Below are 17,849 nucleotides of genomic sequence, written 5' to 3'. Positions count from 1 at the left end.
CAAAAGGGCTTGACGGTTACAGTTTCATGGTTGCCGCCATTTTCACATAGTTATTACGGGTGCTTAGAGTCTGCTTGATGGCAAGATAGATGTCTTGGGGATTTGCGACAGGGTGAGCGTCATACTCCATAATCAGGTTTATGCAGATGGCTTTTGCGTCCAATTCGTCCGTCTTGTTACGGTTTGTCCCTTTGTTCCGCTTCTTTTTCGTGTAGGATGAATTGACTTCCTTGACGATATAACCGTTCGCAATCAGGAACTTGGCAAGGGAACGTCCGTAAAAGTTAACGTCATCCAAACCGAATATGATGTCCTTGCCCTCCGCATGTTTTTTAACGTCCTCCAAGAAGACAGGGAAGTGATTCGGTGCATTGGTGATTTTGAACTGCTTCATTACATCACCAAAACAGTTGCATAGCACGGCAACATGGGTTTTCTTGTGCAAATCAACGCCAACAAACAAGTATTTCGTTCTGTCGATAGAAGCCATGTAATCGTTCCCCCTCAGGATAATGAAGTGGGGGATATAGGAGCGTGACAGCGTCAGTTATAGCGTTAGCCCCCACGGGGGGGAAGGCTCGCAATGATACGTAAGTCTATCGCTTCCTATATCTCACTTCATCGGATGCTAGATAATGGCAGGATGCTGACCGTGGAGACAGGTCACATCTGCGTAGGAATATTGCCCTTTGTAGAACGGTTCGCGGTCAAGAATACGCTTGACCTGAACCTTGGTAAACTCTTTGCCTTGGGCTGTCTGAAATCCCTCCAGATTCAATTGTGAAGCGATTTGAGAGAGAGACCAAGACGGATACTGCTTCCGTATGGTAAACACTCTCTGGACGGCTCTGGCGTTCTCAAGGGAAATGGATAATTGCTTTGTTCCCTTCTGTACGTGGTAGCCATATGCGGCTTTTCCACCTGCATAGCCGCCGCCTTGTGCTTTCTTGCGTCTTCCTCTGGCTAGCTTCATGGCGATTTCTAGCCGTTGGTATTGGTCTAACAATTCCATCAGACCATTGATGAGGAAATCGCTAGGGTCTTTCTTGTGTATGCTGTATGTCGGTTGTTCAATACTGCGGATATCAACGCCGTATTTCTTGAACTCCCGATGAATCAGAACTTTTACGATGTCAGACCGCCATAAACGGCTTGTATTGAGGACAACAACGTAATTGACGGATTGGGTAGAGAGGAAGGCTAGCATATCATGAAAGCCCTCCCTGTCCACTTCTAAAGCGTCCTCGTCAACTTTCGCCCCTGGTATACCTTCATCTTGGAACACATGAAGTAGATTCCACTCATGTTTCTGGCAGTATGCTTGAATTTCGTCCTGTTGGTACGAAAGGCTGTATCCCTCCTTGGCTTGTCCTTGTGTAGAGACACGGATACACGGATATAGTCCTACTTTGAAATTTATCGGTATGCTATAAAGCGCGGCTTGCCTGTGATTTCTTATTTTAAGTCATTGGAGAACGGATATATAAAGTTGTATGTTAAGATGCTGCTGGATAAGTTTGACTAAGCCCAAGATTATTTTATGCAGTATTTAAAAGGTGAAAAGATCAGGCCTAATGATTATCAAAGCAATCGGGTGTATTGCGCCGTTGCCAACGTCATCTTATTAACGGCAATCGAGCGCTCTAAGAAAGAAAAATCCGTAATAGACAGAGAATATCACGACATATTTAACTTATATACCGAACGCGGGATTCAATATATTAGGGCTTGCTGAACAAGATTCGTTCCATTTACACCCAACGTAAGTCTCTAAACCCAAGCAGTCTGAAAAAATGCAAAAAGAGAACACGCAGTCGCCGCTCCAGATTCATGACCAGAAACTGAAGGGCGATGACGGTCAAACTGGTTTCGGCGCCACGCGCCCGAATGCGACCTAGGCCCAATTTGCGCTTGCCTTCTCCAAATTTTCCTTCGATCGCATTACGCTGTACAGCGTCCTGGCGCTCTTGCCGACGATCGGCGACTTCACTTTGCTCTTTCGAGGGTCTGCCGAGCTTCGGGCCACTAAGGCGAATCCCTAGCGTTTTGCAATAGTTCAGGTTGTCTCGATTGCGGTAGATTTTATCGGCTAGAATGACGGCGGGATAATACCCGAATCGCTGTTTGTACGCTTCCACCGATGCTTGCAGCGTGGTTGCCTCGTTGAAGCTGTCCCATTGTGCCGTTTCGATCCAAGCGTAACCGTCCACCAGACTGGCGGCGATTTTGGCGCCGAACTCCACGTTCGCTCCAGCTTTGCCTCGAACCATCGGACGTACATGCGGCTGTTCGATACTCACGATGCGATCGGCGACGATATGTGTCTTCTTCTCCATCATTTCGCGCTGCTGACGGTAGAGCTCCGAGATGATCAGAAGCTGGCGATAGTGTCTTTTGCTCAGTTCCGTGAGAGGCGTATACTTCACGAGGGCTTCAATAATCCGCAGATTCCGTCCCACGTAGCCAAGTTGCTTTTTGATCGCTTTGCGGATCACCTTGCCCGATGCCTTGCGTTGCTTGGAAACACTCAGGTACGATTTTCTGGCTTTCTCGCGGTACGTGCGCGGCTTCTCCATCGCTCCGACATGGGGACGGTGCAGTACGTCGATGATGTCTTCCAGGATTTCACGGGCGTGATTCAGCAGCCCCAAGTCAGTCGGATACTTGATGTCCGCAGGCGCGCATGTCGCATCCAGCATGAGGGTGCCCTTGTTCATGACTTCCGCTGTCGGTGCGGCTGTAGATGGCAGGACGTGTAGCTTTTTCGCCATGTTGCGGGGTTTCTTCGCCACAACAGGGGGCTCCTCGGGAATAGAGAAAGCGTCCCCTACCTCCATGGTGAGCTGCGAGCCGCCCGCGTCGTTGTCGTCGTCATCGCGATCTCGCTTGGACGATTTCGGTTTCGCCTCGACCTCTCGCTCTGCTTGCAGCGCGGCTTGGGCGATCCAGTCGTTGACTTCAGCTAGGATTTCCAAGCCGAGCCGTTCCCGAAAATGCGTGAGCAGGGAGTGATGAAACGGCACTTCATCGACATACGCAGTGTAGCCCAAGAAGAACTGCAAATATGGATTTTCCTGGATTTGTAAGGTGGTCTCGCGGTCACTTAAACCAAGGCGCTCCTTGATGATGAGCGAGCCGAGGGCGATACGTGCCGAGTACGCCTTTTGGCCGATGGCTGGGGACTTGAACGAGCTCACATATTTCTCTTCTACTTTGTCCCAAGGGATGATCGCCGCAAGCTGCACCCACCGATTGGTTGGATTTAATTTTCCGCCAAAGGGCAAATAGAAGTTTTCCAACAAGTCTGCCATATCTCGATTCAGCACGAACACTTTCGCTCACTCCATCTGCAAGGTTTTTTACCGATTTTCCGTGTTTTCTTTGCAGATGAATTCGACAAAAGTGCCTCTAAACCCTTGTGAGATAAGGATTTTTTGATTTTTCAGCAAGCCCTATATTACTTATTTATATCAACTGACGCCAATCCGTTTAGTATATAAAACGATAGACAGCGCTGAAGATAAGTTTTTTATTATGATGCACCTTGCCGAAGAGGCTAAAGCAAAAGGCAGTATAAAATACGCGTCACATACTATAAAGAAGCTGCTGAGGCATACCCTTACGTTGCAGAAATGCTAAAGCCATTTATGGAACAAAGGATTTTGACTGTTTGGGTGTAGGTTATCTGGGTTTGGGGGAGATTTACAATCGATATATGTATCAGATCAGACTGGATATATTGAATTAATCTCTTTAACCAAATTTTCGATAACTTCAAGAATGCGTCTGTTTTGGAATTGGGTCCGGGGATTGGCATGTTTACACAATTTTTTGCAACCCAAAAGCCTGGATATTATAAAGCCATCGATATCGCGAAAAAGTCAATCATCGAACTTGAAAAAAATACGATCAATTCGAATTTATCGAAGGAGATATATCCATTGCGGCCAATATGAAACGGACCGGTATGATTTGGTATTTGCCGCCGATGTTTTATTGCATTTAACAGATGAAAAGAAGTATAGAAGCGCTATTAGCAATATTTCCTCGAGTTTAAAAAATACAGGTTACGCTGAACTTTTCGATCTCATCTCCATGATCGGGACTCAAAGCGAATCTCCCCATGTAGTAATTAGAGATATGTCTTATGTTAACAACGTATTGGATAGTGCTGGGCTAGAAATAGTGAGTGTTCTACCCGTATCCTTCTTTATGAATTATCCTTTTGACAGGAAAATGCTAAAAGATAATGGCCAAATAGTCAAAGAGATGTTTGATTATATTCAAGCCGTTTTTTTCCAGTAAGGACTTATCCGAATTACTTTTTTTCTTTATTAATAGTGCTTTTTGCGACAACCCGAACCTTTTATCCGCCAACAGATTTTTTTCTAATGAGAATACATTTCGAAATATAAACATTGCTTTAGCTAACGAGATGGCTATCCTTTGTAACCGGATGGGGATAGATATATGGGAAGTTATCGATGCAGCTAAGACGAAGCCCTATGGATTTATGGCGTTTTATCCAGGACCCGGACTTGGAGGTCATTGTATTCCGATTGATCCGTGGTACTTGACTTGGAAGGCTCGTGAGTACAACTACCATACACGATTGATTGAGGTAGCCGGCGAGATCAATAACAGTATGCCGGAATTTGTTGTAGAGAGAATAGGACATATATTAAATGAAGAGAGAAAACCTATTAATGGGTCAACAATCCATTTACTTGGTATTGCATATAAAAAGGATATTGATGATTTTAGAGAATCGCCTGTAATTAAAATTATGGAATTACTCGAAATACGTGGAGCTAACGTTGTATTTAGTGATACGAGAATTCCTGCCTTCACCTACAAAGGAAAGAACTACGAGGGTGTTAAATTAAGTAAAGAAAATATCCAAAAAAGCAGATATCACGGTGGTATACCTGGGATTGTTCTTCCAGAGTCAGCTGACTTCCACAGATCATCTCACGTTTTCCATCAATACACTATTCGTATACTTAGATGGGAAGAGAGATCGTTTGCAAAAAAACCTTGCAGACCAAGGTATAGATACAATGATTTACTATCCTATCCCGGTCCATCGATTACCGGTTTTTCAAGACGACTCCATTTCATTGCCTATTGCCGAGCAGGCCTCGTCGGAGGTCATTAGTTTGCCGATCTGGGCGCAGATGGAGACCGAGACCCAGAAGACTGTAGTAAAAGCGCTGGAATCATTATTAAAAATATAGTTGATTTCCGCAATTCCTCTAACACAATGCATATGATTGTCCGATATTACTATTATATGAACCCAGTCATGGAGGTGTTTGAGGTGGATATAAATGTACCGACCGGAGCTTCTGAGAAGAATAAATACCCATCGACAATAAGCGAGTCTGGGGGTAGCGAATGGCGTGTTACATCTGCGGCTAACCTGCATTCAGTAAAGGACTTAAAAGAAGCGGAATTTAGGGGAGAGAACATTCCTGTTAGTGAGGAACAGTTCATCAAAGCGATCGAACGGGCTATTAAGTCCATTGAAGGGGCGTCAACCTTCTTGGAATTTTCTGTACATAAAGAAACGAAGCAAATCCTTGTCAAGGTACTGAATAAGGAAACCGGAGAGCTGATTAGAGAAATACCGCCAGAGAAGAACCTCGATTTAATTGCTAAGATATGGGAGATGGCTGGAATCATCATAGATGAAAAAAGATAATTTATTGAAGCAGGAGTTGATAAATGATGGTTACGCCCATTAATCGCTTTAGTGGATTGGCTAGCGGCATGGATATCGATTCCATTGTTAAAGGCCTAATGATGGCCCATAGAAAACCATTGGACGTCCTTAAACAAAAAAAGCAGTTAATAGAATGGCAGCGTGAAGATTATCGCGATATGAATACGAAGCTGTGGGATTATCGCAACAACAAATTGTTTAACTTTAAGTTGGAAGGTAATTTAAGTTCCAGAACGGCCACTTCCGCTAACGCGGATATTATTACAGCGAGAGCGACAGGCAATGCGCAGATCGGCCAATTGAATATTAAAGTAAACAATGTAGCTACAGCCGCTACAAATAGAAGTGCAAGCGATATACGAGCGAATTCGTCATTCGACCCGACAAAAACATTAGCGAGTCAAGCGGCTAATTTGGCAGGCACGCTAACACAGGTTACTCCGGCGACGAACCCTCCTACATATGAGACTTATGAAATTAAGATCAATGGCAGTAATGTGATTACGATCGATCCGAATGTAGATTCGCTTAATGATGTGATTGCCCGTATCAATGCAAATACGAATGTTACGGCTTTTTATGAAGTGGGTAGTACGGGAGGATTGGTCTCGTTTACTTCGAAGCAGACGGGAACAGTGAATGGCGCCAATAAGGATTCAGCCAACATCACCTTCGAAAACGTAAAAGGGAACTTTACTACGGACATATTAAAGATAACGGGGGCAGGTACAGCAGCAACGGATGCATCTGTAGACATCAACGGGGTAACCGGGATAACGAAAAAGAGCAATACCTTTACCATTAATGGCGTGGAGCTTACGTTAAATCCACTGGCCCCGGCAGGTTCTTCAACTACAGTCACAGTAAAAACAGATACGGACAAGATGGTTGAGAGCATAAAGGGCTTCATTAATGATTACAACGAAATCTTAAAAACGATGCAGGACAAAATCAACGAAAGCCGATTTCAAGGCTATCCACCGCTGAGTGACGAGCAGAAAAAAGAAATGAAGGATAGCGACATTGAGCTTTGGACCAAAAGGGCACGAAGCGGTCTTTTGAGGAACGACTCCTATCTTAGCCAAGCGGTCAGCGGCATGAGAATGGCGATCATGGCTCAAGTGGAAACAGGGAGCAAGGATTATAAAACGTTAAGCTCCATCGGTATAGAGACCGGTCAATATGTTGAAAACGGGAAGCTTTATCTTACTGACGAAAAAAAGCTGAGAAAAGCCATCGAGGAAAATCCTGATGCTGTCATCGCGATGTTTACGGCTAATGGAAATGGCGATGCAGACCAATCTGATGTGGGAATTGCAGAACGGATTTATGATCAATTGAAAATAACATTAGACGGTCTGACGAGCAGAGCGGGAACAGCCGTATCTCTTTCAGATAATAGCGTTCTTGGGAAAAGATTATATGAAATGGATAAAGAGATTGATAAATGGAATGTACGGTTAAACGAAATTGAAAATCGATATTACAGACAATTTACTGCCATGGAGAGTGCTATTAGCAGATACAATTCTCAATCCTTATACTTAGCCAACGCATTCGGCGGAGCTTAATAGCAGGAGGATGGAAAATGATACAATCAGTACAAAGAAACAAATATTTGGAGGCCTCCGTTCATACGGCAACCCCAGCGCAGTTGTTGATCTTGTTATGTGACGGGGCTATACGTTTTTGCAGAGCGGCGATTGAAGCTATTAAGCAAAATAAATATGATGAAGCGAATACCAATCTTTGCAGGGCTCAAGATATTATCAGCGAATTTATGATTACCTTAGACCCCCAATCGCCTATTTCGGATAATCTGATGAAGCTTTATGAATATTTTAATTACAGGTTGATTCAAGCAAATACAAAGAAAAATATTGAACCCGCTGAAGAAGTACTGGGATATTTAATTGAGCTGAAGGAAACGTGGTTTCAAGCCTCAAAGCTAGTTCATCAGGGTAGTGCTGCCGGAGTAACCCATGGATGAGCTCATTCAAGAATTGGAACAACTCATGGGAGATTGGATGCAGTCTCTGTCGAACATGACCTATGAGGAGATATCAGCATATGTTGACAGTAGAGAACAAATCATTGAAAGGATGAAGAGCCACTCTTTATCCCCAATGGAACGAAACAAGTATACGGCCCGGGTACAGCGCTTGCTTCAGCATGATGCGCTAATCCTTGCCAAAATGAATGAGCTTAGAGATGAGGGCTTGCAAGGGACAAGTAAAATCAACCGGGGTCGATTGCAAAAAACGGCGTATGAAACAGAATTTGTTCCGGATAGTGTGTTCTTTGATCGGAAGAAATAGATGAGATGACTCTGGATGATTATTCCCGCAGAGGTTTAGTGAAAGATCGTTTTGCTCCTGGCTTCAAAAGCGAGGTGGCTGCGGTCTTTTTTGATTACCCGGGTTTTCGGCGTATGGAAAGGAACCGGGAGATGAAGTTTGTTAAAAGAATAAGGTAAGTCAAACGTCCAGGCTGATGTTGGCTCATGCTAACCCAATGGCGCGGACTGTACTTCAATGAATAAGTAAGTAATAATACTCACAGACATGCTGTGAGTATTATTTTGCCTGTGGACAATGTGCATAACTCTGTTGATAACTTTGCGGGAAATGTCGAAAAACCGCGATAGGACGGGCTTTTTGGCTGTGAGTATGTTATTGAGAACATGTTAATACGAGAATTTTCAAAATATTTTTATAACACGCTGATGTCGCATTGACATGGGTAAGTTTGGAGTGATATATTCGAAATGTAGGCTAGAGCTTGCAGTTATTTGATAACGAAGGGAATGTTTTTGCATGCAAGGTAAAGTTAAATGGTTTAATGCAGAAAAAGGCTACGGTTTCATCGAACGCGAAGACGGGGGCGACGTATTCGTGCATTTCTCCGCTATTCAAGCCGATGGCTTCAAGACGCTGGAAGAAGGCCAATCCGTTGAGTTTGATATCGTAGAGGGCGCACGCGGTCCTCAAGCGGCTAACGTCATCAAGTTGTAATCATCCGGTCGGGATTCGGCCGCATTTATAGATGGTTATGTTTGAAGATGGCTGACACCCTGGGAGCAATTCCAGGGTGTTTTTTTGTATGCGCATACCTTCCAATCGGCTGGAAAATGGTATGTGTATTTCTTGTGAAAGGAATGTTAAAGGATTTTTAATGCGGCAGGAGAATATGGTATAATGTAGGTATGAAAGGAGGAGTACTACATGAAATTCAACATACGTGGTGAAAACATCGAAGTGACAGAAGCGTTGAGAGATCATGTTGAAAAAAAGCTGAGTAAGCTGGAAAGGTACTTTGAAGCTCCCCCTACATCTGAAGTTAACGTAACATTGAGTGTCGTGAAAGGCATGCATGCCATTGAGGTGACGATCCCGCTTACAGGCTTGTTGTTGAGGGCGGAAGAAAAGCATGCCGATATGTATGCCTCGGTCGATCTGGTGGTAGACAAGCTGGAGCGGCAGATTCGGAAGGCCAAGACGAAGGCTAACCGCAAAATCCGCCAAGAAGGCGGTCTTAAAGATTTATTCCGGGTAGAATCGGAACCAGGCGCTTCCTCTGCTCTTGAAGAAGACGACGAATACGAATTGGTACGGACGAAGCGGTTTACGCTGAAGCCGATGGATGTGGAAGAAGCCATTCTGCAAATGAATATGGTAGGCCACAATTTCTTTGTTTTTGCTAACTCCGATACGGAACAGGTCAACGTGGTGTATAAACGCGACGACGGGAGATACGGTTTAATTGAGCCGGCCCGGTAATCTGATCATTTGAAAGATCTGAGCTTGCCTGAAACGCCGATGGAACATCGTAAGATGCCTGCGGCGCATGATGGCAGGCTCTTTTCAGTAATATAAGGAAATACAGCGGTTTGTTGCGGCGAGAAGAGCAAACTGCTACAATTTAGATTATATGATATTGTTCGAAGAGGAGAAAGGGGATTAGCTGCATGCTAGGACTCGTGAAAAAAATATTTGGCGATTCGAATGATCGCGAACTGAAGAGGATGTGGAAGACGGTTGAATATATCAACTCGTTGGAAGAATCCATTCAGACGCTAACCGATCAAGATTTGCGTAATAGAACGAACGAATTCCGCAACCGTTTGGAGAATGGCGAGGATCTGGACGATCTGCTGCCGGAAGCTTTTGCGGTTGTAAGGGAAGCCTCCAAACGTGTGCTTGGCAAGCGTCATTATGACGTACAGCTTATCGGCGGTATGGTACTGCATGAAGGCCGGATCGCAGAAATGCGGACAGGTGAAGGAAAGACACTGGTCGGTACGCTTCCGGTATATTTGAATGCGCTCTTGGGCAAAGGCGTTCATGTGGTCACGGTCAATGATTATTTGGCTCAGCGCGACAGCGCCGAGATGGGCAAAATATATGAATTTTTGGGCATGACCGTCGGCGTAAACCTGGCGAATCTGGGGCATGCGGAGAAACAGCAAGCCTATGCTTGCGATATTACGTACGGTACGAACAACGAGTTCGGATTCGACTATTTGCGCGACAACATGGTCGTATATAAAGAACAGATGGTGCAAAGACCGCTTTATTATGCGGTCATCGACGAGGTCGATTCTATTTTGGTCGATGAGGCCCGTACACCGCTGATTATTTCCGGACAAGCTGCCAAATCGACCGCCATGTATTTGACAGCGGATAATTTTGTAAGGGGTCTGAAGGAAGAAGAAGACTATGTGATTGATGTGAAGCTGCGCTCGGTTACGTTGACGGAGGCCGGGGTGGAGAAAGCGGAAAAAGCGTTCGGCATTGAGAACTTATTCGATCATGAGCATGTGACGCTCAACCATCATATCCAACAGGCATTGAAAGCACACGCAATTATGCGCCGCGACGTAGATTACGTCGTGAATGACGGCGAGATCGTCATTGTCGATGAATTTACCGGACGGTTGATGACGGGCCGTCGCTACAGCGAAGGGCTTCACCAGGCGATTGAAGCGAAGGAGAAACTGCAAGTACAGAACGAGTCGATGACGCTGGCGACCATTACGCTGCAGAACTACTTCCGGATGTACCGCAAGCTGTCGGGGATGACGGGTACGGCCAAGACAGAGGAAGAAGAGCTGAAGAAAATATACGGGCTGGACGTTATTGTCGTTCCGACCAACAAACCGATGATCCGTCAAGATTTGCCGGACGTTGTATATAAGTCGATAGGCAGCAAGTTTCGTGCCGTAGTGAATGAGATCGTAGAGCGCCATAAGAAGAACCAGCCGGTGCTGGTCGGTACGGTATCGATTGAGAACTCCGAGCGGCTGTCCGAAATGCTGAAGAAAAAAGGCGTGAAGCATCAGGTTCTAAATGCAAAATACCATGCCGAGGAGGCGGAAATTGTCTCCCGTGCGGGCCAGCCTGGCGCGGTAACGATCGCCACCAACATGGCGGGCCGCGGAACCGACATTATGCTGGGAGAAGGTGTAGCCGAAATCGGAGGCCTGCATATTATAGGTACGGAGCGCCACGAAAGCCGACGGATCGATAACCAGCTGCGCGGACGTGCCGGACGCCAGGGGGATCCGGGGTCTTCCCAGTTTTACTTGTCGCTGGAAGATGACCTGATGCGCCGTTTCGGTGCGGAGAACATTATGGGCATGATGGATCGCCTGGGCTTTGAGGAAGACCAACCGATTGAAAGCAAGCTGATTACCAAAGCCATCGAATCCGCACAGAAGCGTGTGGAAGGCAACAACTTCGATGTACGGAAGATCGTTCTTCAGTACGACGACGTGATGAACCAGCAGCGGGAAATCATTTACAAGCAGCGCCGCGAAGTGATCGAATCCGAAAATATCCGTGATATCGTGCTCGGGATGATGATGCCGGTCATCGACCGCATCGTTGAAGCCCACTGCTCCGATGATCAGGTACCGGAGGATTGGGACCTGCAGGCGATTGTCGATTACGCCAACGGAACGTTCCTGCATGAAGGTCAGCTGACGGCCGAAGAGCTGTGGGGTAAAGAAAAAGAAGAGATCATCGAGTACATGAAGGATCTCTTGAGAAGACTGTATGAAGAGCGCGAGAAGCAGATCGGCGAAGAATTCATTCGTGAATTTGAGAAGGTTGTAGTGCTTCGTGCGGTCGACAGCAAGTGGATGGATCATATTGATGCGATGGACCAGCTTCGCCAAGGGATTCATCTTCGCGCGTACGGCGGTACGGATCCTTTACGCGAATATCAATTCGAGGGCTATGAGATGTTCCAGGAGATGATCCAGAGCATCCAGGAGGAAGTAGCTACTTACATTATGAAGGCCCATGTAGAGACCAATCTCGTGCGTGAAGCCGTGGCCGAGGAACATGAGATCGCCACCAATAGCAGCGATGGAGCGCCCGCGCCGAAGAAGCCTGTCGTGAACGAAGACAAGATTGGCCGTAATGATTTGTGCCCATGCGGCAGCGGCAAAAAATACAAGCAGTGCCACGGAGTTTAAAAATAAAGAGAACAAGACGTCGGAAAAGGAGGTCGGGGGAATCGCTCCGGTCTCTTTTTCTGCTAAAACTACGGACAGAGGTGTTTTGACATGTTAGAAGCAGATGTGAAGCGCGATTTACAAGAAACGGCCAAGCGATTGGCTGAGCTTAGGGGGTCTCTTTGACTTAGATCTCAAGCTGGAGCAAGTGGCGGACTATGAGGAAAAAATGTCGGCGCCCGATTTCTGGGACGACAACGAGCGTGCGCAGAAGTTGATTGCCGAAGCGAACGGAGTTAAAAGCGTGGTGGATCAGTTTCAAGCGTTGGCTTCGGAGTACGAGGATCTCGAAGTGCTGGTGGAGCTGATGCAGGAAGAGAAAGATGAGAGCATGGCCGAGGACATTGAAAAGGGGATTGCCGCTCTCGTTAAGAAGCTCGAGGACTTTGAGCTGCAGCTGCTCCTAAGCCAGCCGTATGACCGGCTGAATGCCATTCTGGAGCTGCATCCGGGTGCGGGCGGCACGGAGTCGCAGGATTGGGCCGAGATGCTGCTTCGCATGTACCGCCGCTGGGCGGAGAAGAGAGACTTCAAAGTCGAGGTGCTCGACTATTTGCCGGGCGACGAGGCCGGTGTGAAGAGTGTAACGCTGCTGATTAAGGGTTATAATGCCTACGGTTATTTGAAGGCGGAAAAAGGCGTTCACCGGCTGGTGCGCATCTCGCCGTTCGATGCATCCGGACGCAGGCACACGTCGTTTGTTTCGTGCGATGTTATGCCCGAAATCGATGATGACGTGGAGGTCGAGATCCGAACCGAGGATCTTAAGGTGGACACGTACCGTTCCAGCGGCGCCGGCGGACAGCACATCAATACGACCGACTCGGCTGTGCGGATTACGCACCTTCCGACCGGCGTCGTGGTTAGCTGTCAAACGGAGCGCTCGCAAATCAAGAACCGGGAGCGCGCGATGAAGATGCTCCGGTCGAAGCTGTACGAGAAGAAAATTGAAGAGCAGCAGAAGCAGCTGGCGGAAATCCGCGGAGAGGTATCCGATATCGCCTGGGGGAGCCAGATCCGTTCGTACGTATTCCATCCGTACAGCATGGTGAAGGACCACAGGACGCAGGCGGAAACCGGGAACGTGAATGCCGTGATGGATGGTGAGCTCGATATGTTTATAGATGCTTACCTGCGCCAGCAGATTACGAAGCCGGAAAAAGAAAGCTGAGAAACATAAAGCGGAGTGTCCAAGCTCATCCTACACTAGAAACGCACAAATCCTCCTGGTTGCCCTCGGCCTCTATATGGAGCCGGTGAGCTATCAGGGGAGGCCGCGGGTGAAGTGTAGGATTTTTTTGCATAGGGCAGGGGGTATGACGGGTGCAGGATGCCATGACAAATCAGAGTGAGACTGCATTGACTAGAATGAGTAAATACGGCTCCCGCCGCCGGCGGGGGGCAGCAGACGTTCACAAAGCACATGGAGCCACCGTTTAATGGAATATGCGCTGCTTTTGCTCGGATCGGTGATCATAGCGGTCAGCTTTAATGTATTTTTGAATCCGAATCAGGTGGCGTCTGGCGGGGTATCGGGCATCAGCATTATTGTCAACAGCATGTTCGGGATCGAGCCAGCGATTACACAATGGGCGCTGAATATTCCTTTGTTTCTGGCCGGTACAGTGCTGCTGGGGAAGCAATTCGGCGTGAAAACGGCCCTCGGTTCGGTTTTGCTGCCGCTGCTCGTTTTCCTTACACGTAATCTGCCGCCGCTGACCGACAATATGCTGCTCGCCAGTATTTATGGCGGGGTACTCATAGGGATTGGACTCGGGCTGGTTTTCCGGGGCAGGGGATCGACCGGCGGTTTGGATCTGGCGGCACAAATCTTGCATAAGTATACAGGTATTGGTCTGGGCTTATGCATTGCGCTGCTGGATGGGCTGGTGATTGGAACAGCGGGTCTGCTGATTTCACCGGAGAAGGCCATGTATGCGCTGATCGGACTTTTTGTGACGAGCAAGACCATCAATGTGGTGCAGGTAGGTTTAAGCTACTCTAAAGTGGCTTTTATTATCTCGAAGTCGGAGCAAGCGCTGCAGAAGGCTATTCTCTATGAGCTCGACAGGGGACTTACGAAGCTGCAAGCTACCGGCGGCTATACAGGAGAGGAAAAGACGGTATTGATGGTTGTCGTAGGGCAGACGGAAGTGAGCCGGCTCAAAGAGTTGGTGCGCAGGATTGACCCCGGCGCTTTCGTTATTCTGAGCGATACGAACGAAGTGTTCGGAGAAGGGTTTAAGCTAAACGGAACAGGAGGAACCAGCCCATAAAAGGACCGGTTCCTCCTGTTTTTTGATAAAGAAGTCTAAATGTTCAAAACTGAATACTTCGCTCATCCACGAATAGGCCGTTAGCGGTTTTCTTATTCCAAACGCTCCGGATGCGAATATACATTAAATGTATTTCCTCTTATAAACCCTATAACGGTAATGCCCAGGTCGTCGGCAAGCTCCAGCGCCAGATCGGTGGGCGCCGATTTGGAAAGCAGAATGCCAACGCCCATCTTGGCTGTCTTGAGCAGCACTTCCGAGCTTACCCGGCCGCTGAAGGCGACGGCGGTATCCTTCATGGACACACGCTCCCTCAGGCAGTGCCCGTACACCTTGTCAAGCGCATTGTGGCGGCCGATATCGGTCCGGGTAACGAGCAGCTTCTCTCTGGAGCAGAGCGCCGCATTGTGCACCCCGCCCGTTTGACGGAAAACATCGGAGCCTTCTTGCAATTGGCGAATCAGCTTGAGGCATTCGTCGGGTGTAATGCGCGAACGGGTCATCACCGTTTTGGCCGTCCGCACATCACTGCGCAGGTAGAACTGGCGGCTTTTGCCGCAGCACGATCCGATCACGCGCTTGGAATGATCCATCACTTTCCCGCGCTCGGGATACAGCAGTGTAACATCGGCGAATCCCCGGCTCGTATTGAGCTGCAGGCGGGTAACCTCGTTCGCTTCCCGGATCACTCCTTCGGAGGCTAAAAATCCGAAAACCATGTCCTCTATATCCGAAGGGGTGCATACGATGGTGGCGAATTCTTCGCCATCCAACCGGATGGTTAACGGCGTTTCCTTGGCAATAGGATCTTCCTGCTCGCTAAGCAGCTGCCCGTCATAACGCCATACCGTTCGGGTCGAAACCGAGACATCCACGGCGGTCATTCGCTTACCAGCTCCAATTCGTCGATTCTGCGTTCCACATATTTTGTATCTTTATGGGCATAGTACGTTTCAGCCTTTTCCACGATAACAGTGGTGTTGTATTCCGGAATCCCCGCGTGCGGTTCATAGACTCCTTTGGGAATGATGACATTTCCTTCCGGCCAATGAACCTCGATATTGCCGGATTTGACCTCAGCCCATTTGGCCCGGCCATGGAATACGCCATATTTATTGTAAACGACAATGGCGTCGCCCTCTTGCAGCTGCTGTGCTTTGCCGTCCTCCGCATTCATCAGGACGTCGTAACGGTCCGCCCCGTTGAACGGGTCGGTTTCACTGTACACCATAGAGTTGAACTGCTTGCCTCGTCTGGTCGTAGCAAAATAATGGCCTTCCGGCTTGCGCAGCTCAGGAAGCTCAATAGGGATCAGATTCCCCCGTCCGTCCGGCGTAGGGCAGATTCCGTCTTCACAAAGCCATGCTCCACCCCATTGGAACACGTCACCACGTTTGCTCAGGTGCTGAATGCCGTCGTAATTTGGCGCAGCCTTTGCAATTTCCGCACGGACGGCAGCAGCGTCTTTAAACTGGATCAAATGCGCCTGCTCAGGCTTTACACGCGAAGCCAAGTCGACATAAATCTCCCATTCCGAACGGGCTTCCGGCATACGGGGCCCGTCAATTTCAGGCGAAAAGTACACCATGCGTTCAGTTGACGTGGACGTTCCGCCGCCCGGCTGCTCATAGCGGGTCATAGCAGGCAGGACGATGACCGTTTCTTTGGCATCCACCAGTGTAGACGTGTTCAGCATAATATCTTGGTGTACCCGCAGCTCTACGTTTTGCAAACAGCGTTCCACGAAGTCAGGGTCAGGCATCGTCTCCAGGAAGTTGCCGCCGGAAGTGTAGAATGTTTTCAGCTTCCGTTCGTGATCATCGGGGAGCAGCGCGTTCTCGAGCGTGACTCCAACGATGTCCCCCTGCCACTCGGGCAGCTTAAAGCCCCATACCTTTTCGATTCTTGCAATGTCGGCGCCTTTAAACTCTCCGCCGGGCAAGCTGAACGGGTCTGCTCCCATCTCGCCGGAGCCCTGTACGCCGCTGTGTCCGCGGATGGGCATGAGTCCGCAGTGTTCGCGGCCGAGGAACCCCCTAAGCAGCGCGAGATTAGCCACTTGCGAGATGTTGTCCGTACCGAAGCGGTGCTGAGTCAGCCCCATGCTCCAGACGAAGACAGCCGACTTCGCTTGAGCGAGCAATACGGCGAATTCACGCATTCTTTCGCGCGAGAGTCCGGACGATTGTTCGAGCAGCGCCCAATCCTGTTTCATGACATGGGCACGCAGCTCTTCATAGCCGTTCGTGTGCTCACGGACGAAATCCAGGTTTACGGCCGATCCGGGAGCAGCTTCTTCCATTTCGAACCAATGCTTCATTACGCCGTTCATGAAGGCAATGTCCCCGCCGATGTTCACCTGATAGAAATCGTCCGTAATTTTCGTACCGAATAGCGCGGATTCGGCAACAGACGGAATCCAATATTGATCCATAGAAGGCTCATGGTAAGGGTTGATCGCAATGATCTTGGTCCCTTTCCGTTTGGCGGCATACATATACTTGGTGGATACCGGCTGGTTGTTTGCGGCTACGCTGCCCCAGAACACCAGCACATCCGTACCGATCCAATCTTTGTAGTTGCAGCTGGACGCCCCGATACCGACCGAACGCTTCAGAGCGGTTTTGGACGGCGAGTGGCAGATCCGGGAGGCGTTGTCGATATGATTCGTCCCTAAGAACCGGGCCACTTTCGCAGCGACATAATAGGATTCATTGGTAATTCCGCGGGCCGTCAAGTAAAAAGCCAGCTGCTTGGGATCGATGCTGCGGATTTTGCCGGCAATCGTGTCGAGTGCTTCATCCCATGACAAACGGCTGAAACGGCTCTCCCCGGAGCGGCGGATTAAAGGATAGGGAATACGGCCCAATTTACGAAGTTCCGTGCTGTTCAGCTTACGGAGCTCTTCGATATCCGAATGCAGAATTTTTTCGGGAATGGCCGGCATGGTGTTGAGCCGGAGCACGTTCAAACGCGTCGTACACAAATGAGGTCCTTCCAGCGTCTGATCTCTCAAACCGGACACTCCCAGCGCGCAGCCGTCGCAAACGCCCTGAGTCAGAATACGGTAAGCGTATGGAAGCTGGTCGCGATTATCCCAAACGACTTTTAATGTGTCACGAATATGCCGGGGTTTGATCCGATTGAGACCGAACGGCATTTTGCTGACCCACAGCTTCGGGTCCGGACGACTGGGGAGGCTGATGCGCCCTGAATGTTTTGTTTTACCCATGAATAATGACCACCTTGTATGAATTTTATTTTTGGGAAATTTGATGGAATGAAAAAAGCCGCAAAGATTCGGTTTCCTCAAGTCCGTTAGTCGGAA

General features: G+C 48.4%; 15 protein-coding genes and 1 pseudogene. 11 read left to right on the top strand and 5 right to left on the bottom strand.

Annotation, left to right across the window (positions count from 1 at the left end):
• Positions 1–16: 16 nt before the first annotated feature.
• The 3 genes from EXW96_RS24670 to EXW96_RS24660 all read right to left on the bottom strand — a co-directional run bounded on the left by EXW96_RS24670 (position 17) and on the right by EXW96_RS24660 (position 3,332).
• On the bottom strand, positions 17–490 hold the full coding sequence (locus tag EXW96_RS24670; RefSeq protein ID WP_174351640.1) for an IS110 family transposase: 474 nt from the start codon (positions 488–490) through the stop codon (positions 17–19).
• Between the two features lie 138 nt (positions 491–628).
• Positions 629–1,420, bottom strand: a complete 792-nt coding sequence (locus EXW96_RS24665; protein WP_375256479.1) for a recombinase family protein — start codon at positions 1,418–1,420, stop codon at positions 629–631.
• A 331-nt stretch (positions 1,421–1,751) separates the two neighbouring features.
• Entirely contained in the window at positions 1,752–3,332 is a 1,581-nt protein-coding gene (locus tag EXW96_RS24660; protein WP_375256423.1) for an IS5 family transposase, read from the bottom strand.
• Positions 3,333–4,393: 1,061 nt separating this feature from the next.
• Here EXW96_RS24660 and EXW96_RS24655 point away from each other — a divergent pair.
• The 11 genes and pseudogenes from EXW96_RS24655 to EXW96_RS24610 form a co-directional block, all read left to right on the top strand.
• Positions 4,394–4,870: pseudogene (locus EXW96_RS24655) on the top strand (nucleotide sugar dehydrogenase); the annotation flags it as partial.
• Between the two features lie 190 nt (positions 4,871–5,060).
• On the top strand, positions 5,061–5,237 hold the full coding sequence (locus EXW96_RS28715; RefSeq protein WP_375256476.1) for a DegT/DnrJ/EryC1/StrS family aminotransferase: 177 nt from the start codon (positions 5,061–5,063) through the stop codon (positions 5,235–5,237).
• A gap of 83 nt (positions 5,238–5,320) precedes the next feature.
• Entirely contained in the window at positions 5,321–5,704 is a 384-nt protein-coding gene (locus EXW96_RS24650; protein ID WP_309225213.1) for a flagellar protein FlaG, read from the top strand.
• Between the two features lie 23 nt (positions 5,705–5,727).
• Positions 5,728–7,296 carry a flagellar filament capping protein FliD gene (gene fliD, locus EXW96_RS24645; protein ID WP_254611548.1) on the top strand — a complete coding sequence of 523 codons (1,569 nt, stop codon included), beginning with the start codon at positions 5,728–5,730 and terminating at the stop codon, positions 7,294–7,296.
• Between the two features lie 17 nt (positions 7,297–7,313).
• Positions 7,314–7,715 (top strand): flagellar export chaperone FliS, encoded by a 402-nt coding sequence (gene fliS, locus EXW96_RS24640; protein WP_054817662.1) that lies wholly within the window; start codon positions 7,314–7,316, stop codon positions 7,713–7,715.
• Positions 7,708–8,043 (top strand): flagellar protein FliT, encoded by a 336-nt coding sequence (fliT, locus tag EXW96_RS24635; protein ID WP_174351638.1) that lies wholly within the window; start codon positions 7,708–7,710, stop codon positions 8,041–8,043. The genes fliS and fliT overlap by 8 nt, the downstream gene beginning before the upstream one ends.
• 498 nt (positions 8,044–8,541) lie before the next feature.
• Positions 8,542–8,739: a cold shock domain-containing protein gene (locus EXW96_RS24630; protein WP_062410128.1), complete on the top strand. Its 198-nt coding sequence runs from the start codon at positions 8,542–8,544 to the stop codon at positions 8,737–8,739.
• Positions 8,740–8,949: 210 nt separating this feature from the next.
• A complete protein-coding gene (gene hpf, locus EXW96_RS24625) occupies positions 8,950–9,504 on the top strand; it encodes a ribosome hibernation-promoting factor, HPF/YfiA family (protein WP_062410127.1) in 555 nt (184 codons plus the stop codon).
• A gap of 188 nt (positions 9,505–9,692) precedes the next feature.
• A complete protein-coding gene (gene secA / locus EXW96_RS24620; RefSeq protein ID WP_062410126.1) occupies positions 9,693–12,206 on the top strand; it encodes a preprotein translocase subunit SecA in 2,514 nt (837 codons plus the stop codon).
• A 90-nt stretch (positions 12,207–12,296) separates the two neighbouring features.
• A protein-coding gene (gene prfB / locus EXW96_RS24615) for a peptide chain release factor 2 (protein ID WP_174351637.1) occupies positions 12,297–13,416 on the top strand; the annotation gives its coding sequence in 2 pieces (ribosomal slippage) (positions 12,297–12,368 and positions 12,370–13,416; 1,119 coding nt in all).
• A gap of 268 nt (positions 13,417–13,684) precedes the next feature.
• Entirely contained in the window at positions 13,685–14,521 is an 837-nt protein-coding gene (locus EXW96_RS24610; RefSeq protein ID WP_174351636.1) for a YitT family protein, read from the top strand.
• A 92-nt stretch (positions 14,522–14,613) separates the two neighbouring features.
• Here the strand turns inward: EXW96_RS24610 and fdhD are convergent, their stop codons facing one another.
• A complete protein-coding gene (gene fdhD / locus EXW96_RS24605) occupies positions 14,614–15,405 on the bottom strand; it encodes a formate dehydrogenase accessory sulfurtransferase FdhD (RefSeq protein ID WP_062410125.1) in 792 nt (263 codons plus the stop codon).
• Positions 15,402–17,753 carry an FdhF/YdeP family oxidoreductase gene (locus tag EXW96_RS24600; protein ID WP_174351635.1) on the bottom strand — a complete coding sequence of 784 codons (2,352 nt, stop codon included), beginning with the start codon at positions 17,751–17,753 and terminating at the stop codon, positions 15,402–15,404. Before EXW96_RS24600 ends, fdhD begins: the two co-directional genes overlap by 4 nt.
• Positions 17,754–17,849: the final 96 nt, after the last annotated feature.

The sequence above is a fragment of the Paenibacillus sp. JMULE4 genome, from assembly GCF_013337105.1.
Lineage (GTDB): Bacteria > Bacillota > Bacilli > Paenibacillales > NBRC-103111 > Paenibacillus_G > Paenibacillus_G naphthalenovorans.
Note: the sequence above shows the minus strand (reverse complement) of the source record. Positions and strands in the feature narration are given on the sequence as shown.